At 71.9% G+C, this 19993-nt stretch carries 18 protein-coding genes; 12 read left to right on the forward strand and 6 right to left on the reverse strand.

Annotation, left to right across the window (positions count from 1 at the left end):
- Window positions 1–47 precede the first annotated feature (47 nt).
- Complete coding sequence (locus tag ACH414_RS13660) at window positions 48–551, reverse strand: ATP-binding protein (RefSeq protein WP_382546841.1); 504 nt, start codon at window positions 549–551, stop codon at window positions 48–50.
- Between the two features lie 316 nt (window positions 552–867).
- Between ACH414_RS13660 and ACH414_RS13665 the strand changes: the two genes are divergently transcribed.
- From ACH414_RS13665 to ACH414_RS13685, 5 genes are all read left to right on the forward strand, one after another.
- Window positions 868–1740 carry a helix-turn-helix domain-containing protein gene (locus tag ACH414_RS13665; RefSeq protein ID WP_398941889.1) on the forward strand — a complete coding sequence of 291 codons (873 nt, stop codon included), beginning with the start codon at window positions 868–870 and terminating at the stop codon, window positions 1738–1740.
- 87 nt (window positions 1741–1827) lie between these two features.
- Window positions 1828–3297, forward strand: a complete 1470-nt coding sequence (locus ACH414_RS13670) for an aldehyde dehydrogenase family protein (protein ID WP_398941890.1) — start codon at window positions 1828–1830, stop codon at window positions 3295–3297.
- A 91-nt stretch (window positions 3298–3388) separates the two neighbouring features.
- Window positions 3389–3931 (forward strand): DinB family protein, encoded by a 543-nt coding sequence (locus ACH414_RS13675; RefSeq protein ID WP_382546832.1) that lies wholly within the window; start codon window positions 3389–3391, stop codon window positions 3929–3931.
- Between the two features lie 9 nt (window positions 3932–3940).
- On the forward strand, window positions 3941–4555 hold the full coding sequence (locus tag ACH414_RS13680) for a PadR family transcriptional regulator (RefSeq protein ID WP_382546829.1): 615 nt from the start codon (window positions 3941–3943) through the stop codon (window positions 4553–4555).
- Window positions 4556–4603: 48 nt separating this feature from the next.
- Window positions 4604–5884 (forward strand): WD40/YVTN/BNR-like repeat-containing protein, encoded by a 1281-nt coding sequence (locus ACH414_RS13685; RefSeq protein WP_398941892.1) that lies wholly within the window; start codon window positions 4604–4606, stop codon window positions 5882–5884.
- 138 nt (window positions 5885–6022) lie between these two features.
- Here ACH414_RS13685 and ACH414_RS13690 read toward each other — a convergent pair whose 3' ends face one another.
- The 3 genes from ACH414_RS13690 to ACH414_RS13700 form a co-directional block, all read right to left on the reverse strand.
- Window positions 6023–7441 (reverse strand): glutamate decarboxylase, encoded by a 1419-nt coding sequence (locus ACH414_RS13690; RefSeq protein WP_398941894.1) that lies wholly within the window; start codon window positions 7439–7441, stop codon window positions 6023–6025.
- A 56-nt stretch (window positions 7442–7497) separates the two neighbouring features.
- Window positions 7498–8766 (reverse strand): ion channel protein, encoded by a 1269-nt coding sequence (locus ACH414_RS13695; RefSeq protein WP_382546821.1) that lies wholly within the window; start codon window positions 8764–8766, stop codon window positions 7498–7500.
- 140 nt (window positions 8767–8906) lie between these two features.
- Window positions 8907–9275, reverse strand: a complete 369-nt coding sequence (locus tag ACH414_RS13700; protein WP_382546819.1) for a YbjQ family protein — start codon at window positions 9273–9275, stop codon at window positions 8907–8909.
- A 187-nt stretch (window positions 9276–9462) separates the two neighbouring features.
- On the opposite strand from ACH414_RS13700, the gene ACH414_RS13705 reads away from it, so the two are divergent.
- Window positions 9463–10155, forward strand: a complete 693-nt coding sequence (locus tag ACH414_RS13705) for a DedA family protein (RefSeq protein ID WP_382546816.1) — start codon at window positions 9463–9465, stop codon at window positions 10153–10155.
- A gap of 27 nt (window positions 10156–10182) precedes the next feature.
- On the opposite strand, the gene ACH414_RS13710 is transcribed toward ACH414_RS13705, so the two are convergent.
- The gene (locus tag ACH414_RS13710; RefSeq protein ID WP_382547192.1) at window positions 10183–11835 is read right to left on the reverse strand and encodes a threonine/serine exporter family protein; all 1653 of its coding nucleotides are present in this window, start codon (window positions 11833–11835) and stop codon (window positions 10183–10185) included.
- A gap of 136 nt (window positions 11836–11971) precedes the next feature.
- A complete protein-coding gene (locus ACH414_RS13715; protein ID WP_382546813.1) occupies window positions 11972–12463 on the reverse strand; it encodes an inorganic diphosphatase in 492 nt (163 codons plus the stop codon).
- A gap of 105 nt (window positions 12464–12568) precedes the next feature.
- On the opposite strand from ACH414_RS13715, the gene dacB reads away from it, so the two are divergent.
- The 6 genes from dacB (at window position 12569) to folE (ending at window position 19991) form a co-directional block, all read left to right on the forward strand.
- A complete protein-coding gene (dacB, locus tag ACH414_RS13720) occupies window positions 12569–14038 on the forward strand; it encodes a D-alanyl-D-alanine carboxypeptidase/D-alanyl-D-alanine-endopeptidase (protein WP_386563807.1) in 1470 nt (489 codons plus the stop codon).
- A 60-nt stretch (window positions 14039–14098) separates the two neighbouring features.
- The gene (locus ACH414_RS13725) at window positions 14099–15256 is read left to right on the forward strand and encodes a zinc-dependent metalloprotease (RefSeq protein WP_382546808.1); all 1158 of its coding nucleotides are present in this window, start codon (window positions 14099–14101) and stop codon (window positions 15254–15256) included.
- A 197-nt stretch (window positions 15257–15453) separates the two neighbouring features.
- On the forward strand, window positions 15454–16518 hold the full coding sequence (gene tilS / locus ACH414_RS13730; RefSeq protein WP_398941895.1) for a tRNA lysidine(34) synthetase TilS: 1065 nt from the start codon (window positions 15454–15456) through the stop codon (window positions 16516–16518).
- A 41-nt stretch (window positions 16519–16559) separates the two neighbouring features.
- On the forward strand, window positions 16560–17099 hold the full coding sequence (gene hpt, locus ACH414_RS13735; RefSeq protein ID WP_132917781.1) for a hypoxanthine phosphoribosyltransferase: 540 nt from the start codon (window positions 16560–16562) through the stop codon (window positions 17097–17099).
- A 161-nt stretch (window positions 17100–17260) separates the two neighbouring features.
- The gene (gene ftsH / locus ACH414_RS13740; RefSeq protein WP_382546802.1) at window positions 17261–19285 is read left to right on the forward strand and encodes an ATP-dependent zinc metalloprotease FtsH; all 2025 of its coding nucleotides are present in this window, start codon (window positions 17261–17263) and stop codon (window positions 19283–19285) included.
- A 100-nt stretch (window positions 19286–19385) separates the two neighbouring features.
- The gene (folE, locus tag ACH414_RS13745; RefSeq protein WP_398941897.1) at window positions 19386–19991 is read left to right on the forward strand and encodes a GTP cyclohydrolase I FolE; all 606 of its coding nucleotides are present in this window, start codon (window positions 19386–19388) and stop codon (window positions 19989–19991) included.
- Window positions 19992–19993 lie beyond the last annotated feature (2 nt).

Raw genomic sequence — 19993 nt, forward strand, 5'->3', positions numbered from 1 at the left:
CACCGGGGCCCCTCTCACGTATCCCTCGCATGTCCTGTGCTCGCCGCTCACTCCGGCCCCAGCCGGAACAGCGCCCACACCACCTTGCCCTGGAGCGTGCCCGCGAGCGGATGCCAGCCCCAGCTGTCGCTGAACGACTCCACCAGGAACAGCCCCCGGCCCGACTCGGCGGCGAAGTCCTCGCCGCCCTCGCGCGCCTCCGGGCTCTCCTGGCTGGGGTCGCGCACGGCGCACACGAGGCGTGACGCCCAGCGCATGAGATGCAGGCGCACGGGCGGGTTCAGGCCTTCCTCGCAGCTCGGTCCCGTCTCCGCCGGCACCGCGTGGCGCAGGGCGTTGGTGACGAGCTCCGAGACGACGAGTGCCACGTCGTCGAAACGGTCGGCGAGATCCCAGTTGGTGAGCGTCCGGCTGGTGAACTTCCGTGCGCCGCGCACCGCTTCGTAGCGGGGCGGCAGGGCGCAGGAGGCGGAGTTGGAGACGGCCGCGGGATCGATCGGGGGGAGGCCCTGCCGTAACGGCTCGAGCATGGTCGATCCATTCGGTCCCATGCGAGGCACTCCCGGGAATCGCGACTGTGGTGCGACAACTGGTGCGACAACGGTGCGACGGCGCGCGCGAGTACACGGCCGTCCGGGCTCCATGGTTCCGAATGCGCCGGAGGGATGCAAGGGCAGATGCACGTGCACGCGCCGGACCTGTCCGTCCCCGTGCCGAATCTGCGGATAAGTCTCCCCGGAGAGGGTGACGCCCTGCCCGGAACCCGCCCCCTATCCGTAATCGAATGTGTACGCGCTGAAGCGTTTAGTGGCAGAATCCGGGGCTCGACGGGGGCTCGGTGCACCGTGAAGGGGAGGGGCTGGAGCCGTGACGGCAGGCGAGTCGAGCGGAGCGAGCGGGAGCGTGGTGCGCCGCATCCTGCTGGGGTCCCAGTTGAGGCGACTGCGGGAGTCGCGTGGCATCACCCGAGAGGCGGCCGGCTATTCGATCCGAGCGTCCGAATCCAAGATCAGCCGTATGGAGTTGGGGCGGGTGAGCTTCAAGGCACGGGACGTGGAGGATCTGCTCACGCTCTACGGGGTCGGTGACGAGACCGAGCGCAGCTCGCTCCTCGGGCTGGCCCGCGAGGCCAACGTCGCCGGTTGGTGGCACAGCTTCGGCGACGTCCTGCCGGGCTGGTTCCAGACGTACATCGGCCTCGAAGGCGCCGCCTCCCTCATCCGCATCTACGAAGTCCAGTTCATCCACGGCCTGTTGCAGACCGAGGCCTACGCCCACGCCGTCGTCACCCGCGGCATGCCCGGCGCCCCGCGCGCCGAGATCGAGCGCCGGGTCGCGCTGCGTCTGGAGCGTCAGAAGGTCCTCGTCTCCGAGCGCGCCCCGCAGTTCCACGCCGTGCTCGACGAGGCCGCGCTGCGCCGTCCGTACGGTGACCGGGCCGTCATGCAGGGGCAGTTGAGGCACCTCATCGAGATCTCCGAGCACCCCAACGTCACGCTCCAGATCATGCCCTTCAGCTTCGGCGGGCACGCGGGCGAGAGCGGTGCCTTCACGATGCTGAGCTTCCCCGAGTCCGACCTCTCCGACGTCGTCTACCTGGAGCAGCTGACCAGCGCGCTGTATCTCGACAAGCGCGAGGAGGTCGCCCAGTACGCGCGCGTGATGGAGCGGCTGCGCGAGGACAGCCCCAACCCGGCGGAAAGCCGCGATCTTCTCCGGGGACTCCTCCAACTCACGTGAGACGTAAGTACGATGACGTGACATCAGTGCGTCGCTGACGCGTCCGTCCGTGCCGACGTCCGCCACCGCGGGTAAGGGGTCTCGTCCATGCCGTCTGCATTCACCGGCTTCACCGAGCTGGCCCACCAGTACATCGACGGCGAGTGGAAGCCCGGCAGCGGCTCCTGGGACATCATCGACTTCAACCCCTACACCGGGGAGAAGCTGGCCTCGATCACGATCGCCAGCGCCGCGGAGGTCGACCAGGCCTACCGGGCCGCCGAGCGCGCCCAGGCGGAGTGGGCCGAGACCAACCCGTACACCCGCCGGCTCGTCTTCGAGCGGGCGCTGCGGATCGTCGAGGAGCGCGAGGAGGAGATCGCCCAGGCGATCGTCGCCGAGCTCGGCGGCACCCGGCTGAAGGCGGCCTTCGAGCTGCATCTGGCCAAGGAGTTCCTGCGCGAGGCGATCCAGCTGGCGCTGCGCCCCGAGGGCCGCATCCTGCCCTCGCCGGTGGACGGCAAGGAGAACAGGGTCTACCGCCTGCCGGTCGGCGTCGTCGGCGTCATCTCGCCGTTCAACTTCCCCTTCCTGCTGTCGATCAAGTCGGTCGCCCCGGCCCTCGCGCTCGGCAACGGCGTCGTCCTCAAGCCCCACCAGAACACCCCGATCTGCGGCGGCACCCTCGTCGCCAAGGTCCTGGAGGAGGCCGGCCTGCCGGCGGGTCTGCTCAACGTCGTCGTGACCGACATCGCCGAGATCGGCGACGCGCTGCTGACCCACCCGGTGCCGAAGGTCATCTCCTTCACCGGCTCCGACCGCGTCGGCCGCCATGTCGCCACCGTCTGCGCGCAGAACTTCAAGCACGCCGTGCTGGAGCTCGGCGGCAACAGCGCGCTGATCGTGCTCGACGACGCCGACCTCGACTACGCCGTGGACGCGGCCGTCTTCAGCCGGTTCTTGCACCAGGGGCAGGTCTGCATGGCCGCCAACCGGATCCTGGTGGACCGCGCCCTGGAGGCGGAGTTCACCGAGAAGTTCGTCGCCAAGGTCAGGACCCTGCGGGTCGGCGACCCGGCCGACCCCGCGACCCACATCGGACCGCTCATCAACTCCCAGCAGGCGGAGGCCGTCTCGGCGCTCGTCGAGCAGACCGTCGAGGGCGGCGCGACCGCGCTGCTGCGCGGCGCGGTCGACGGCAACCTGGTCGCGCCGACCGTCCTCACCGGGATCGCCCCCGACGCCCCCGTGCTCGGCCAGGAGATCTTCGGCCCGGTGGCCCTCGTCGTGCCCTTCGACGGCGAGGACGAGGCCGTACGGATCGCCAACGACACCCCGTACGGGCTCAGCGGCGCCGTCCACACCGGCGACGTCGAGCGGGGCGTGCGGGTGGCCAAGCGCATCCACACGGGCATGATCCACATCAACGACGGCACCGTGCACGACGAGCCGATCGTCCCCTTCGGCGGCGAGAAGCACTCGGGCATCGGCCGGCTCAACGGCGAGGCGATGATCGAGGCCTTCACCACGCAGAAGTGGATCTCGATCCAGTACGGACGCAGCCGTTTCCCGTTCTGAGGCCATTGAGGACGGCATCTGACCTACATCCCCCGTAGTTTGGCTGGTGTCGGTGAGAACCGCACCGGCCGACCTACGGAAGGTGGACACCATGGTGGCTCTTGTTCCCGCGGAGCAGCCCGGCGACGAGCGCGGCGCGTTCCTCAACTTCATCGAGGCGCAGCGCGCCGCGATCGTCCGGGCCTCCCTCGGCCTCACCGAGGAGCAGGCGGCGAGCCGCCCCAGTGCCAGCGAGCTGAGCCTGTCCGGCCTGATCAAGCACGTCGCCGAGGTCGAGCTCAACTGGCTGCGGCTCGCCCAGCAGCGCCCGAACGAGCGGCAGCGCACCCAGGAGACCTGGAACGAGGCGTTCCGGCTGCTCGACGGCGAGACCATTCCGCAGACGGTGGCCTTCTGGCAGTCGGTGGCGAAGGAGACCGAGGAGTTCGTCCGGTCCGTGCCGAGCCTGGACGACACCTTCCCGCTGCCGCCCGCGCCCTGGTTCCCCGAGGACGGCCGGGTCAGCATCCGGTGGATGCTGCTGCACCTGGTCCAGGAGATGGGCCGGCACGCCGGGCACGCGGACATCATCCGGGAGTCCCTCGACGGCAAGGGTTCCTTCGAGCTGATCGAGCTGGAGCAGCGGTCTTCCTAGACTCGGGGCATGTCAGCGATCCGTCTTCTGGTCCTGGGCGCGGTCAAGCAGCACGGCCGCGCCCACGGCTACCAGGTGCGCAACGACCTGGAGTACTGGGGCGCCCACGAGTGGTCCCGCGCCAAGCCGGGCTCGATCTACCACGCCCTCAAGCAGATGGCGAAGCAGGGACTGCTGCGCGCCGACGAGCTGGCGCCCAGCACGGCCGGCGGGCCGCCCAGGGTCGAGTACGAGATCACGGACGCCGGCCGCGAGGAGTACCTGCGGCTGTTGCGCGAGGCGCTGTCCACGTACGACCAGCAGATGGACGTCCTGTCGGCGGGCGTCGGCTTCATCGTCGACCTGCCGCGCGCCGAGGCCGTGGAGCTGCTCCGGGAGCGGCTGCGGGGGCTGGACGCCTGGCGGGCGGAGGTCACCGGCTACTACACGCCCGAGGGCGGCCCGCAGCAGCTCGGCCACATCGGGGAGATCATGCACCTCTGGGTGCACTCGGCGGACGCGGGCCGGGAGTGGACGCTGGGCCTGATCGAGCGGATCGAGGGCGGGGCGTACGTCTTCGCGGGCGAGGGCGAGCCCTTCGTGGGCGTGCTGGCGGACGGCGAGGAGAACCCGTTCGCGAGGTGAACGCGATGGGCACCCTCTGAGGGAGTGGACATCAGGGGGGAGAGCGCGATGCCCGGTTCCCGGAGGGTGGCGGCCCGTGCCGCGCTGCTGACGGTCGCGCTGGCGCTGGCGGTGACGACGGGGTGCACGGGAGCACCGGCCCGCACGCCGCCCCCCACGCCGGACCCGGCCCCGGCGCCGGTGCCCGCGCCGACCGGCACGCGTGCCCCGGGCCCCGCCCCGGCCCCCGCCCCCTCCGGTCCGTACGGCCTCCCGGCGCGGATACCGGACGCGCCGGGCCTGCCCGGCTGGGCGCACAGCGTGGGCTTCGCGGCCGACGGCAGCGGGTTCACGCTGCTCGTGCAGTGCGTGACGGATCCGGCGCGGCCGGCCGAGGGCTTCTGCCGCCAGCAGGTCGCCGTCCTCGACGCGGGTGCCCGCGGCTGGGCGCTGCGGGCCACTCCGCTGCCGGAGATCGCGCCCTCGCGGGGCGTGTCGGCGCAGCTGCTGGTGCTGGGCTCCGGGCGGGCGCTCGTCGAGGACGGCGGCGGCGAGGAGCCCGAACGGAGCTGGTTCACCCGGGACGGCGGGCGGAGCTGGCGCGAGGTCGACCGGCGGACGGTCGGCACGGCGCCGGAGATCCCGGCGGGCGCGGTCCTCACCACCGCCTGCGCGGCCCCGCCCGGGCCGGTGACACCGGACGCCTGCGTCCGCGAGCGGCTGGTCGTCGTCTCGCCGGGGGACGGGCGGCGGCGGGCCCTCGCCCGGGTCCCGGCGCTCGGAGCGCACCCGCAGCCGGCGCCGGTCGCCGAGCCGGACGGCTCCTGGTGGGTGTCGGGCACCGACCCGGTCACCGGCAGGGTCGCGGTCGCGGTGTCGCGGGACGGGGGCCGGCGCTGGACGACGGGCCCGCTGCCCAGCACGGCCACGACGCCGGGCCACGGGGTGGCGGTGGCCGTCGGGCCGGACGCGGTGTACGCGGCGGAGCTGGGGGAGGTGCGGGGCGGCGCGCCGGTGATGAACCCGCTGCGGGCGCTGCACCGCTCGCTGGACGGCGGCCGTTCCTGGACCCGGACGTGGACCACGGGACCGGCCGCGGAGCCGCGGTCGCTCCAGGGCCTGCCGGTGCCGGGGCCGGGCGGCCGGGTGACGGTCGGGGCCGCGCTCGAGACGTACGGGAGCGCCGACGGCGGCCGCACCTTCCGCCGCACCGGCGCGGGCACGTCCTGGGTGCGCCGCACCGGTGTCGGGCTGCTCAAGGAGGAGGACCGCTGCCAGTACCTGACCTCGCGGGACGGGGTGCGCTGGGCGGAGTTCCGGCTGGCCTGCGAGGATCCGCCCGGTCGGTGAGGGACGGCGCGAGGGGGCCCGGCGACGACGCATTCCGGCGAGGGAACCCGGTGACGCAATCCGGCGAGGCATTCCGGCGAGGCAACCCAGTGACGCGATCCGGCAACGGAACCCAGTGACGGACCTCAGTGACGGAACTCAGTGATGGAACGACGTCGCGGCCTGCTTGTCGTGCGTGAGGGGGGCGGACTGGCTGCGCAGTTCGGGCAGCAGCATGCCCAGGTCCTCGACGAGCAGCCCGGCCAGGTCGGCGGAGAAGCCGTTGCGGCAGACGATCCGCAGCACCGACAGGTCCTCGCGGTGGGCGGGGAAGGTGTACGCCGGGACGAGCCAGCCGCGTTCGCGCAGCCGGCGGGAGACGTCGAAGACGTCGTAGTTGGTGATGTCGGGGCCCGTGGTGAAGGCGAAGACGGGCAGCTGGTCGCCGCGGGTCAGCAGGCGGAAGTCGCCCAGGGCCTCGATGCGTTCGGCCAGCCCGCGGGCCACGTCCCGGCTGGTCTGCTGGACCGTCCGGTAGCCCTCGCGGCCCAGTCTGAGGAACGTGTAGTACTGCGCGACGACCTGGGCGCCCGGCCGGGAGAAGTTGAGGGCGAAGGTGGGCATGTCGCCGCCCAGGTAGTTGACCCGGAAGACCAGCTCGTCGGGGAGCTCGGCGGGCGAGCGCCACAGCGCCCAGCCGACGCCGGGGTAGACGAGGCCGTACTTGTGGCCGGAGGTGTTGATGGAGGAGACGCGCGGGAGGCGGAAGTCCCAGACCAGGTCCTCGTCGAGGAAGGGCGCGACCATGGCGCCCGAGGCGCCGTCGACGTGGACGGGGACGTCGAGTCCGGTCCGCTCCTGGAGCGCGTCGAGGGCGGCGCAGATGTCGGCGACGGGTTCGTACGAGCCGTCGAAGGTGGAGCCGAGGACGGCGACGACGCCGATGGTGTTCTCGTCGCAGAGCGCGGCGGCGGACTCGGCGTCGAGGTGGAAGCGGTCGCCTTCCATGGGGACGAGGCGGGGCTCGACCTCCCAGAAGTTGCAGAACTTCTCCCAGCAGACCTGGACGTTGATCCCCATGACCAGGTTGGGGCGGGCGCCGCCCCGGTAGCGGTCGGCGTTGCGGTGCATCCAGCGGCGCTTGAGCGCCATCCCGGCGAGCATGCAGGCCTCGCTGGAGCCGGTGGTGGAGCAGCCGACGGCGGCGGACGGGTCGGGGGCGTTCCACAGGTGGGCGAGCATCGAGACGCAGCGCCGCTCCAGTTCGGCGGTGCGCGGGTACTCGTCCTTGTCGATCATGTTCTTGTCGCGGCACTCGCCCATGAGCACCCCGGCCTGGGGTTCCATCCAGGTGGTGACGAAGGTGGCGAGGTTGAGACGGGAGTTGCCGTCGAGCATCAGCTCGTCGTGGACGAGCTGGTAGGCGCTCATGGGCGGCAGCGGCCGGTCGGGGAGCCGGTGCCGGGGTGGGGCCTCGGTCATGCCGCCGACGGGGTTGGCCTCGCCGTAGAAGGGGTTCAGGGCGAGCCGGCGGTGGTGCCCGGTCTCCTCGTCGGCGGGTCCCTTGTGCAGTGCCATGGTCGGCTCCTTCTCCTTCGGCGGACGTCGTTCGGGGTTCGGGGTTCGGGGGGGGATCAGTGCAGGGACTCGCCGTGCTCGTCGAGTTCCAGCGCGGGGCGGCCGGTGACGACCAGCCAGGCGGGCAGGAGGGCGATGCAGAGCACGGCGAGCATCGAGGGGGAGGAGGCGAGCACGGCGCCGACGAAGAGGCTCACCCAGCCCTGCCGGGTGGTGGCCAGCAGCACGCCGAGGACGCCGGCGGAGACCGCGACCGCCGGGTGGACCTCGGGAACGAGGGCCTGGGCGCACAGGCCGAACGCGGCGCCGATGAAGACGGCGGGGAAGACCCGGCCGCCGCGGAAGCCGCTGGCGGCGGCGATCAGCAGGGCGGCCGTCTTGACGACGGCCATCTTGGCCAGCTCGCCGGAGCCGAAGACCCCGATGTTCTGGGCGAGCTCCTTGGTCTCCGCCAGGCCCTTGAAGAGCGTCAGATGCCCGCCGAGGGCGCCGAGGAGGCCGAGCAGGAGCCCGCCGAGCGGCAGCATCACCATCGGGTGCCTGAGGCGTTCGAAGGCCCGGTGGACGTACGGGAAGACATAGCAGGGGAGCAGGCCGAAGACGGCGCCGAGGGTGGCGATGACGAGCGCCGCGACGAGGTCCCCGAAGCCGGGGTGGTCCAGCGGCGGCAGCCCCATGTCGAAGCTGGGGTCGGAGAGCAGCTGGGTGGTCATGGCGCCGGCCCCGGCGGCGACGAGCGGGGCGAAGAGCCGGTCCCACAGCGAGGCCGCGCCCGGCTGGCGGACCATCGCCTCGGAGAGGACGAGGGCGGCGGCGACCGGGGTCCCGAAGAGGGCGCCGAAGGTGGCTGCGGTGGCCAGCGACACCCACAGCGCGCCGGGCACGGCGGGCAGGGCCTTGGTGCCCAGCCAGAAGGCGAGGGCGACGGCCGCGACGATCGTCGGGTTCTCCGGACCGAGGCTGACGCCGCCGGCCAGCGCGAGGGTGCTGGCGACGAGCAGTCCCGGCACCACCGAGGGGGCGATCGGCGGCCCGCCGAGCCCGCCCTCGGCCGGGTCGGAGCCGGCGTGCCCGTACACCTTCCACACCACGAGGCCGACCGCGATGCCGGTCGCGGTCAGCATGGTGATCATCCAGAGCGAGGAGTAGTTCCCGATGCCGAGCGCGTCCGGAAGGGTGTGCCACAGCACGTGCTGGAGCCGGTCGGCGATCGCGCTGACCCCGAGGAACAGCAGGGCCGAGCCGACGCCGACCACCAGGGCGGGCAGGATCTGGGGCAACAGGATCCGATGGGGCGCCGCGGGGGCGGAGGTATCGATGGCCACCGACTCACCATAAGTGGACAAAAGGCGCACAACATCCCGAGAGTGCCCGAACCGGCCCTGCGCGGCGCACGCCTCACGCCGCGTCAGGACCGGGCGGCCGCCTCAGGACCGGGCGGTCGCGTCAGGACCGGGCGGTCGCCTCAGGGGCGGGGCGCGATCACCACCGCGGTGCCGTACGCGCACACCTCCGTGCCCACGTCCGCGGCCTCCGTGACGTCGAAGCGGAACATCAGCACCGCGTTCGCGCCCCGCGCCCGCGCCTGCTCCACCAGGCGCTCCATCGCCTGGTTGCGGGTCTGCACCAGGGTCTTCGTCAGCCCCTTCAGCTCCCCGCCGATCATCGACTTCAGGCCCGCGCCGATCTGGCTGCCCAGGTGCCGGGAGCGCACGGTCAGACCGAAGACCTCCCCGATCACCTGCCGCACCTCGTACCCCGGCACGTCGTTCGTCGTGACCACCAGCACATCCGACTGGGCACCCTGGCCACCGCCGTACTCGTCGATGCTCATCCGCATCCACCTCCTGGCCCTCAGCCTGGGGGCCGCCGGGCCGGGCCGCATCCCGGGTGCGCCCACGGTGGAACCCGGGGGGTCCGCCCGACGTTGGTAGCTTGGGGCCGCAGTCCCGTACGACAATCTCCTCGACGCCCCCGCGTCCTCCCCTTCACGCCCCCACCGACCGCAGGAGCCCGGAACCGTGAACACGCTTGCCCTCGGACCGAGCTGGCTGGACCCGGACTATCTGATCCAGACCTTCGGTCTGATCGGTGTCCTCGTCATCGTCTTCGCCGAGTCCGGACTGCTCATCGGCTTCTTCCTGCCCGGTGACTCGCTGCTCTTCACCACCGGCCTGCTCGTCACCACGGGCAAGCTGGACTACCCCCTGTGGATGGTGTGCACCCTGGTGGTCGCGGCGGCGATCATCGGCGACCAGGTGGGCTACCTCTTCGGCCGCAAGGTCGGCCCGGCCCTCTTCCGCCGCCCCGACTCCAGGCTCTTCAAGCAGGAGAACGTCGAGAAGGCGCACGAGTTCTTCGAGAAGCACGGCCCGAAGTCGCTGATCCTGGCCCGCTTCGTGCCGATCGTGCGCACCTTCACGCCGATCATCGCCGGTGTGAGCCGGATGAACTACCGCTCCTTCATCACCTTCAACATCATCGGCGGCCTGCTCTGGGGCGCCGGAGTGACCCTCCTCGGCGCCTCCCTCGGCAAGATCGACTTCGTGCACAAGCACATCGAGCTGATCCTCGTCGCGATCGTGCTGATCTCCGTCGTCCCCATCGTGATCGAGTACCTGCGGGCCCGCTCCCAGTCGAAGAAGAACCAGGCCGACGACGCCTCCGCCGCCCCCGGCGCCCCGGCCGAGCGCGGCCGCCACGCCAAGCGCTGACCCGGACCGGCCAGGCGGACCGGCGGGCTAGAAGCCCCTGGTCCGCTTCGCCGCCCGGCGGGCCGCCGCCGCGCCCGGAGCCTGCATGAACAGGCGGGCCAGCTCGCCTCCCAGGTTGACCCCGATCGCGATCGCCAGCGCCAGGGCCGCCGCCTTCGCCAACGAGGCGAAGCCCTGGTCCAGGTTGTTCTGGGCGATCTCGAGCACCCCGAAGTACGTCGCCGAACCCGGCAGCAGCGGCCCGATCGCCGCCGTCAGGTACGGCAGCGACGAGGTGTGCCGGTAGCGCGCGGCCAACTGCCCGAACAGGCCCACCAGACCCGCCGCGACCGCCGTCGCCATCACCGTCGAGCCGCCCGCCGTCACCGCGATCGACGCGTAGACCACCCAGGCCACCCCGCCGTTCAACGTCGCGAACAGCACCGTCGCCCGCGACTGCTGCAACAGGATCGCGAAGGTCGCGCACAGCACCATCGACGCCACGATCTGCGTCACCGGCCGCTCGACCGGCTTCAGCGCCCCCTCCGGATTGAGCTCGGCGCCGAACTGCACCGCCAGGTACAGCACCGACAGCACGCCCACCACGATCGCCACGAAGAAGTAGCCGACCTCCAGAAGCCGCGCCGAGGCCGTGATGTAGAAACCGGTCAGACCGTCCTGCACGGCCGCCACCAGGGCCCGCCCCGGGATCAGTGCGAACAGCCCACCCGTGATCACCGCCGAGGGCCGCAGATCGGTGTGGAGCAGCGACAGCGCCACACCCATCGCCGCCGGCGGCATCGCCGCCACCAGGAACTGGTAGAACTCCGGCAGCCCGCGCCCCGCGCACAGCCACGCGAGCCGGTCGCCCAGCATCGCGCCGAGCGCCGCCACGAAGAACACCGTCGGCCCGCCGCCCAGCAGCACCGAGGCCGCTCCCGCCAGGACGCCGGCCGCGGCGGTGAGCGCCCAGCCCGGGTAGGGGTGCCGGTTGCGCCGTATCTCCGCGAGCCGCCGGTACGCCTCCTCGGGCGACACCTCGTGGTCGGGGTCGTTGATGTCCGCCAGCAGCTGGTAGACCGCGGCGAGCCGGGTGTAGTCGGTGCCCCGGCGCCGCACCGTACGGTTCGCCGTCACCGGGTCGTCGACGAGCGACGGCTGGTACGTGATCGACAGCAGCGTGAAGGTCACCGTCGGCTCGCAGCGGTCCAGGCCGTACGACCGGCAGATCGCGAACATCGCCGCCTCGACGTCCTCCGCGCCCTCGCCGCCCGCGAGCAGCAGCTCCCCGATACGCAGGGTCAGGTCGAGCACCCGCGGCACCGCGGGACCCGCCTCGTCGTCCTTGCGCGGCGCCTCCGGCACCGGCCGCTCGCCCACCGGCAGCCGCAGCATCGTCCGCATCCGGTCCTGCCAGGGCGCGTCCTGCCGGACCATCGGTATCCCGTACGCCGGAGTGAACGCGGGCGGCGAACTCTCCGCCGAATACGTCGACGGCGGCGCGAAGGCGGAACCTTCCTGCTCGGCCGGCGGCTCCGGCGCGAGCCCCGGCGGCAGGGCGAACTCGGAAGTCGGATGCTCCTCCTCCGGGAGCTCCGGCGGCTCCACTCCGGCCGGCGGGGCGAACGCGCTGCGCGCCTCGTCCGAGGGCGGCTTCCGGTCCTCCGGGGCCTCCTTCGGACCGTCCGGCTTCGCCACCACTCTCTTCGCCCTCATTCCGGCCTGGTACCCACGCGGCCGCGCCCCATCCGGGCCCGACACCAGCCAGTATGTACGCGCGAAGGGCGGCGCACCTCAGCAGGTGCGCCGCCCTCCACAGGCTCAGCCGGACAGGGGCTCAGTGGCCGCCCTGCTCCTTGAAGCGCTGGTACGACTTCTCGACCTCGGCCTCGGCCTCGGCGCGGCCGACCCAGTCGGCGCCCTCGACGGACTTGCCGGGCTCCAGGTCCTTGTAGACCTCGAAGAAGTGCTGGATCTCCAGGCGGTCGAACTCGGCCACGTGGTGGATGTCGCGCAGGTGCTCCATGCGCGGGTCCGTCGCCGGGACGCACAGCAGCTTGTCGTCGCCGCCGGCCTCGTCCGTCATGCGGAACATGCCGATGGCGCGGCACTTGATGAGGCAGCCGGGGAACGTCGGCTCGTCGAGGATGACCAGCGCGTCCAGCGGGTCGCCGTCCTCGCCGAGGGTGTTCTCGACGTAGCCGTAGTCCGTCGGGTAGGCGGTCGAGGTGAAGAGACGTCGGTCCAGGCGGATCCGACCGGTCTCGTGGTCGACCTCGTACTTGTTCCGCGACCCCTTGGGGATCTCGATGAGAACGTCGAACTCCACGGGTGGATCTCCTCCTGAATCAACACATGTCAATGCTCGCGACGACGCGCGGTGGTTAAGTGTCTCTCACGCACGGTCTTGATCGCGAAAGGGGCTGGTCATCACATGCCGGAGCCGAGAAGCTGGCAGCTCGTGGCGGGCTCCGCCGTGCTCGGTCTGACCTTGGCCGCCGGAGCGGCGGCCGCGGCCGGCCCATGGGACTCCGGTCAGCGTAAGGCCGAGCGGGCCCGGGCGGCCGCCGCCGACCTCAGGGGTGGCGCACATCACGCCGCCGCCCCCGGCGCGCCCGCCGCCCGCCGCCCCGCCCCGGCCCCCAGCGCCGCCGGAGTGCTGCGCGCCCTCGGCGCCCCCGCGCGGTCCACCCGGACGGGCGACGGCCCCGGCCCCGGCACCGCCCACGGCCCCGCCGACCTCGCGGCCGTCCTCGTCCCGCTCCTCGCCGACCCCGGCCTCGGCCCCCTGCGCACCGCCTCCGTCGTCGACACCACCACCGGACGCCAGCTGTACGGGGAGGGCGCCGCCACCCCCATGACCCCCGCCTCCACCGTCAAGATCGCCACCGCGGCCGCCGCGCTCTCCGCCCTCGGCGCCGACCACCGCATCGCCACCACCACCGTCACCGGCACCGCGACCGGCCCCGACGGGCGCACCGTCACCCTCGTCGGCGGCGGCGACCCCACCCTCGACCAGACCCGCCTCAAGGCACTCGCCGACGCCACCGCCCGCGCCCTCGAAACCCGCCCCGGCGCACCGGCCCCCGTCCGCCTCGCCTACGACACGAGCCTCTACCAGGGCCCCGCGCTCCACCCCATCGGCCCCAACGAGAACCTCGCCCCGCTCAGCGCCCTCATGACCGACGAGGGCCGCCTCGACGGCAGCCGCAGCGGACCCGCGCCCCGCACCGCCGACCCCGCCGCCGACACCGCGACCGCCTTCGCCGCGCTGCTGCGCGCCGCCGGCGTCGACGTCCAGGGCACCCCCGCCCCCGGCCGCGCCCCCAGGGGCGCCGCCGCCGCGCCCCTGGCCCGTACCGAATCCGCGCCCCTCGCCGACCTCGTCGAGCGCACCCTCACCCACAGCGACAACGACCTCGCCGAGGCCCTCGCCCGGCAGACCGCCCTCGCCCACCGGCAGCCCGCGAGCGCCACCGGCGCCGCCAAGGCCGTCCACGACGAACTCGCCCGCCTCGGCCTGCCCCTCGCCGGCGCCCGCTTCGCCGACGGCAGCGGACTCGACCGCCGCGACCGGGTCTCCGCCGCCCTGCTCACCGGCATCCTCACCCGCGCGGCCGACCCCGCCCGCCCCGCCCTGCGCCCGGTCCTCACCGGACTGCCCGTCGGCGGCTTCAGCGGCACCCTCGCCGGCCGCTTCGGCAGCGGAACCACCGCCCACGGCGCCGGGCTCGTCCGCGCCAAGACCGGCACCCTCACCGGGGTCAACACCCTCGCCGGCACCGTCGTCACCGCCGACGGCCGGCTCCTCGCCTTCGCGTTCCTCGCCGGCCGCACCAGCTCCCCCGACACCGCCCAACCCGCCCTCGACCGGCTCTCCGCCGCCCTCGCCCCCGGTCGCTGACCCGGGGGAACAGTCGCCCGAACCCTCACCGAACGGGCGGCGAGACCGTACGGTTGACGCATGACGAGCATCGGTGGTGCAAGCACATCGGGGATGGTCGACTGGAACCTCGCCGTCGCCACGGCGACCCGCCTGGTGCGCCCGGGCCCGGAGGTGAGCCGGGAGGAGGCCCGCGAGGTCGTCGCCGAGCTCCGCAGACACGCCAAGGCCGCCGAGGAACACGTCCGGGCCTACACCCGCATGTTCCCCGAAGGACACGACCCCGCCGCCGTCCCCGACACGCCCGTCCTCGTCGTCGACCGCGCCGGCTGGATCAAGGCCAACGTCGCCGGCTTCCGCGAACTGCTCTCCCCGCTCCTCGACAAGATGCAGGAGCGGCGCTCCGGCACCACCGGCAGCGCCGTCCTCGGCAGCGTCGGCGGCAAGGTCACCGGCGTCGAACTCGGCATGCTGCTGTCCTTCCTGGCCTCCCGCATCCTCGGCCAGTACGAGACCTTCGCCCCCGCCACCCGCGAGATGCCCGCCGGCCCGCACGGCGCCGAGGGCGCCGGCCGGCTCCTGCTCGTCGCCCCCAACATCGTCCACGTGGAGCGCGAGCTCGACGTCTCGCCGCACGACTTCCGCCTCTGGGTCTGCCTCCACGAGGAGACCCACCGCACCCAGTTCACCGCCGTCCCCTGGCTGCGCGACCACCTCCAGGGCGAGATCCAGTCATTCCTCGCCGCCACCGACGTCGACCCCTCCACCGTCGTCGAACGCCTCCGCGAAGCCGCCCAGGCCCTCACCGGCGGCCGCCCCGAAGGCGAACGGGACGAACCCGCCCCCTCCCTCGTCGAACTCGTCCAGACCCCCGAACAGCGCGAGATCCTCGGCCGCCTCACCGCCGTGATGTCCCTGCTCGAAGGCCACGCCGACTACGTCATGGACGGCGTGGGACCCGAGGTCGTGCCCTCCGTCGCCGAGATCCGCGAGAAGTTCCAGCAACGCCGCGCCCGCGGCGCCTCCCGCCTCGACCTCGCCCTGCGCAAGCTCCTCGGCCTCGACGCCAAACTGCGCCAGTACCGCGACGGCGAGCGCTTCGTCCGCGCCGTCGTCGACGAGGTCGGCATGGACGGCTTCAACCGCGTCTGGACCTCGCCCAACACCCTCCCGACCAAGGCCGAGATCGCCAGACCGGCCGACTGGGTGGCGAGGGTGCACCGTAAGGCAGACTCATGAGACGGATGTGCCGCATGGCGGAAGAACACCCCACCAATCACCCATCCGAGGGACCGTAGACGGCGGGTGAGGCGTGCAATGCTCGGGTAACGGCCAGGTTCTGTCACCATCGTCGCACTCTGAGTGACCGAACCCCCACTTCCGACCGTTAAGACTCCGACCGAGGCACCCCACTCTCTCCACGAAGGGCACCGGACATGGGTCCCCATCCTGCGGTCGCGGCGATACGCCTGGCGGTCCGCCGCGTACTCCACGACGTTCTCACCGAGCACACCACCGAGCACACCACCGAGCACACCACCGAGCGGACGCCCGAGCCCACGACCGGGCACCCCGGGGGCGCCGCCCGGCACCCCCTGGTGCTCGTCGCCTGCTCCGGCGGCGCCGACTCCATGGCGCTCGCCTCCGCGCTCGCCTTCGAAGCCCGCAAACTCGACATCCGCGCCGGCGGCATCACCGTCGACCACGGCCTCCAGACCGGCTCCGCCCAGCGCGCCCGCGAGGTCGCCGACCGGATGACCGCCCTCGGCCTCGACCCCGTCGAAGCCGTCGCCGTCACCGTCGGCCGCGACGGAGGCCCCGAAGCCGCCGCCCGCGACGCCCGCTACGCCGCCCTCGACGCCGCCGCCGAGCGCCACGGCGCCACCGCGATCCTCCTCGGCCACACCCGCGACGACCAGGCCGAGACCGTCCTCCTCGGCCTCGCCCGCGGCTCCGGCATCCGCTCGCTCTCCGGCATGGCCGCCGTCAGCGGCACCGCCCGCCGCTACCGCCGCCCCTTCCTGGAGCTCGACCGCCAGACCGTGCGCAAGGCCTGCATCGCCCAGGAACTCGCCGTGTGGGACGACCCCCACAACAGCGACCCCGCCTACACCCGCTCCCGCCTCCGCCACGAGGGCCTCCCCGCCCTCGAAAAGGCGCTCGGCAAGGGAGTCGTCGAGGCCCTCGCCCGAACGGCCCAACTCTCCCGCGACGACGCCGACGCCCTCGACTCCTGGGCCGCCGACGCGGAAGCCGCCGTACGCGACGACACCGGCCGCCTCGAATGCGCCAAGCTCTTCGGCCTGCCCCCCGCCGTACGCCGCCGCATCCTGCGCCGCGCCGTCATCGCCGAGGGCGCCCCCGCCGGATCCCTCTTCGCCCGCCACATCGAGGAAGTCGACCGGCTCATCACCGGCTGGCGCGGCCAGGGAGCCATCAACCTGCCCGGCCGCGTCGAGGCGCGCCGCCAGGGTGGCAGACTGGTCATTCGGCAAGGCTGACGCAAGCTGCAACGAAAGTGACCCGGGTGAACGAGAAGGACATGGGCACCGACCTCAAGTCGGTGCTCATCACCAAGGAAGAGATCGACGCGAAGCTCGCCGAGCTCGCCGCGAAGATCGACGCGGAGTACGCGGGCAAGGACCTGCTCATCGTCGGCGTCCTCAAGGGCGCCGTGATGGTGATGGCGGACCTGGCGCGCGCGCTGTCCACCCCCGTCACCATGGACTGGATGGCCGTCTCCTCCTACGGCGCGGGCACCCAGTCCTCCGGCGTCGTCCGCATCCTCAAGGACCTCGACACCGACATCAAGGGCAAGCACGTCCTGATCGTCGAGGACATCATCGACTCGGGCCTGACGCTGTCCTGGCTCCTGTCGAACCTCGGCTCGCGCGAACCGGCCTCCCTGGAGGTCTGCACCCTGCTGCGCAAGCCGGACGCCGCCAAGGTCGCCATCGACGTGAAGTGGATCGGCTTCGACATCCCGAACGAGTTCGTCGTCGGATACGGCCTCGACTACGCCGAGAAGTACCGCAATCTCCCGTTCGTCGGCACCCTCGCACCGCACGTCTACGGCGGCTGACAACCGCTTCCCCGAGGGGAACCCGCACCGTCTTCCCTCCGTTGAAGCAAGGGAAGACGGTCGCGGGTGACAATGCTGGGGTACCGTCCGAAGAACAGCTTTTCTCACACAGCAGCATTTACCTACGGGCAGGAGGGACGGGGCGCCAGCGCCCCGTATGGATGGACGTGAAGCGATACTTCCGTGGGCCGGTCATGTGGATCGTGCTGGCCGTCCTCGCCGTGGTCGTGCTGATGCAGGTCGTCGGCTCGTCCGAGGGCTACAAGACGGTGGACACCTCCCAGGTGGTCCAGGCGATCGACAAGAACCAGGTCAAATCCGCAAAGCTCACCACCGGCGACGAGCAGGTCATCAAGATCGACCTCGTCGACGGCCAGCAGATCAACAAGTCGGGCAAGGTCCAGGCCAGCTACATCGGCACCCAGGGCGCCGACCTGGCCGACAAGCTGCAGGAGAAGTTCGAAGCCGGACAGATCGAAAAGGGCTACACCGTCTCCCCGACGAAGCAGTCCCCGTTCGTCTCGGTCCTGCTCTCCCTGCTGCCCTTCGTCCTCATCGTGGTCGTCTTCCTGTTCCTGATGAACCAGATGCAGGGCGGCGGCTCCCGCGTCATGAACTTCGGCAAGTCCAAGGCGAAGCTCATCACCAAGGACACCCCGAAGACCACCTTCGCCGACGTCGCGGGCTCCGACGAGGCCGTCGAGGAACTCCACGAGATCAAGGAGTTCCTGCAGGAGCCGGCCAAGTTCCAGGCCGTCGGCGCCAAGATCCCCAAGGGCGTGCTCCTGTACGGCCCGCCTGGAACCGGCAAGACGCTCCTCGCGCGCGCCGTCGCCGGCGAGGCCGGGGTGCCGTTCTACTCGATCTCCGGCTCCGACTTCGTCGAGATGTTCGTCGGCGTCGGCGCCAGCCGGGTCCGCGACCTCTTCGAGCAGGCCAAGGCGAACGCCCCGGCGATCGTCTTCGTCGACGAGATCGACGCCGTCGGACGCCACCGCGGCGCCGGCCTCGGCGGCGGTCACGACGAGCGCGAGCAGACGCTCAACCAGCTGCTCGTCGAGATGGACGGCTTCGACGTGAAGGGCGGCGTCATCCTGATCGCCGCCACGAACCGCCCCGACATCCTCGACCCCGCGCTCCTGCGCCCGGGCCGCTTCGACCGGCAGATCGCCGTCGACCGCCCCGACATGCAGGGCCGCCTGGAGATCCTCAAGGTCCACCAGAAGGGCAAGCCGGTCGCCCCGGACGTCGACCTGGGCGCGGTCGCACGCCGCACCCCGGGCTTCACCGGCGCGGACCTGTCCAACGTCCTCAACGAGGCGGCGCTCCTCACCGCCCGTTCGGACCAGAAGCTGATCGACAACAAGGCGCTGGACGAGGCCATCGACCGCGTCGTGGCGGGCCCGCAGAAGCGGACCCGGATCATGTCGGACAAGGAAAAGAAGATCACCGCGTACCACGAGGGCGGTCACGCCCTGGTCGCGGCGGCCTCGCCGAACTCCGACCCCGTCCACAAGATCACGATCCTGTCCCGCGGCCGCGCCCTGGGCTACACGATGGTCCTGCCGGACGAGGACAAGTACTCGACCACGCGCAACGAGATGCTCGACCAGCTCGCCTACATGCTGGGTGGCCGCGCGGCCGAGGAGCTCGTCTTCCACGACCCGACCACGGGCGCGGCGAACGACATCGAGAAGGCCACCGCCACGGCCCGCGCGATGGTCACCCAGTACGGCATGACCGAGCGGCTCGGCGCCATCAAGTTCGGCGGCGACAACACCGAGCCCTTCCTCGGCCGTGAGATGGCGCACCAGCGCGACTACTCGGAAGAGGTCGCCGCGCTGGTCGACGAAGAGGTCAAGAAGCTCATCGAGACCGCGCACAACGAGGCGTGGGAGATCCTGGTCGAGAACCGCGACGTCCTCGACAACCTGGTCCTGGCGCTCTTGGAGAAGGAGACCCTGGGCAAGGAGGAGATCGCCGAGATCTTCGCCCCGATCGTCAAGCGCCCGGCCCGCCCGGCCTGGACGGGCTCGGCCCGCCGCACCCCGTCCACCCGCCCGCCGGTCCTCTCCCCGAAGGAGCTGGCCCTGACCAACAGCGCCAACGGCTCCTCCTCGGCGACGACCCCGGTCGACACCACCAAGGCCATCGAGGTGGCCCCGGAGGACACCCCGGAGCCGTAGGCTCCGAAAGGCCCGGAATGGAAGCCGCGCCCCCACAGGTTCTAGCCTGTGGGGGCGCGGCTTGTTCGCGACGTGTTCAGACAGACGGAACGAGGCACAGATGACCGACCCGGTGACGCTGGACGGCGAGGGCAGGATCGGCGAGTTCGACGAGAAGCGCGCCGAGAACGCCGTACGGGAGCTCCTCATCGCGGTCGGTGAGGATCCGGACCGCGAGGGGCTGACGGAGACGCCTGCGCGCGTTGCGCGGGCGTACAAGGAGATATTCGCCGGGTTGTGGCAGCGGCCCGAGGATGTCCTGACGACGACGTTCGACCTGGGCCACGACGAGATGGTGCTGGTCAAGGACATCGAGGTGTACTCGACCTGTGAGCACCACCTCGTCCCGTTCAGGGGTGTCGCCCACGTCGGCTACATCCCCTCCACCACGGGGAAGATCACCGGGCTGTCGAAGCTGGCCCGGCTGGTGGACGTCTACGCCCGCCGCCCCCAGGTGCAGGAACGGCTCACCACCCAGGTGGCCGACTCGCTGATGGAGATCCTGGAGCCGCGCGGTGTGATCGTGGTCTTCGAGTGCGAGCACATGTGCATGTCGATGCGGGGCATCCGCAAGCCCGGCGCCAAGACCATCACCTCGGCCGTGCGCGGCCAGCTGCGCGACCCCGCGACCCGGGCCGAGGCGATGAGCCTGATCATGGCGCGCTGACC

It is taken from the genome of Streptomyces sp. NPDC020422, assembly GCF_044386705.1.
GTDB lineage: Bacteria > Actinomycetota > Actinomycetes > Streptomycetales > Streptomycetaceae > Streptomyces.

Coding starts and splice junctions, on each gene's coding strand:
- ACH414_RS13660 (WP_382546841.1), bottom strand. CDS start 551: ATGGGACCGAATGGATCGACCATGCTCGAGCCGTTACGGCAGGGCCTC.
- ACH414_RS13670 (WP_398941890.1), top strand. CDS start 1,828: ATGCCGTCTGCATTCACCGGCTTCACCGAGCTGGCCCACCAGTACATC.
- ACH414_RS13675 (WP_382546832.1), top strand. CDS start 3,389: ATGGTGGCTCTTGTTCCCGCGGAGCAGCCCGGCGACGAGCGCGGCGCG.
- ACH414_RS13680 (WP_382546829.1), top strand. CDS start 3,941: ATGTCAGCGATCCGTCTTCTGGTCCTGGGCGCGGTCAAGCAGCACGGC.
- ACH414_RS13685 (WP_398941892.1), top strand. CDS start 4,604: ATGCCCGGTTCCCGGAGGGTGGCGGCCCGTGCCGCGCTGCTGACGGTC.
- ACH414_RS13690 (WP_398941894.1), bottom strand. CDS start 7,441: ATGGCACTGCACAAGGGACCCGCCGACGAGGAGACCGGGCACCACCGC.
- ACH414_RS13700 (WP_382546819.1), bottom strand. CDS start 9,275: ATGAGCATCGACGAGTACGGCGGTGGCCAGGGTGCCCAGTCGGATGTG.
- dacB (WP_386563807.1), top strand. CDS start 12,569: ATGCCGGAGCCGAGAAGCTGGCAGCTCGTGGCGGGCTCCGCCGTGCTC.
- ACH414_RS13725 (WP_382546808.1), top strand. CDS start 14,099: ATGACGAGCATCGGTGGTGCAAGCACATCGGGGATGGTCGACTGGAAC.
- tilS (WP_398941895.1), top strand. CDS start 15,454: ATGGGTCCCCATCCTGCGGTCGCGGCGATACGCCTGGCGGTCCGCCGC.
- hpt (WP_132917781.1), top strand. CDS start 16,560: ATGGGCACCGACCTCAAGTCGGTGCTCATCACCAAGGAAGAGATCGAC.
- ftsH (WP_382546802.1), top strand. CDS start 17,261: ATGGACGTGAAGCGATACTTCCGTGGGCCGGTCATGTGGATCGTGCTG.
- folE (WP_398941897.1), top strand. CDS start 19,386: ATGACCGACCCGGTGACGCTGGACGGCGAGGGCAGGATCGGCGAGTTC.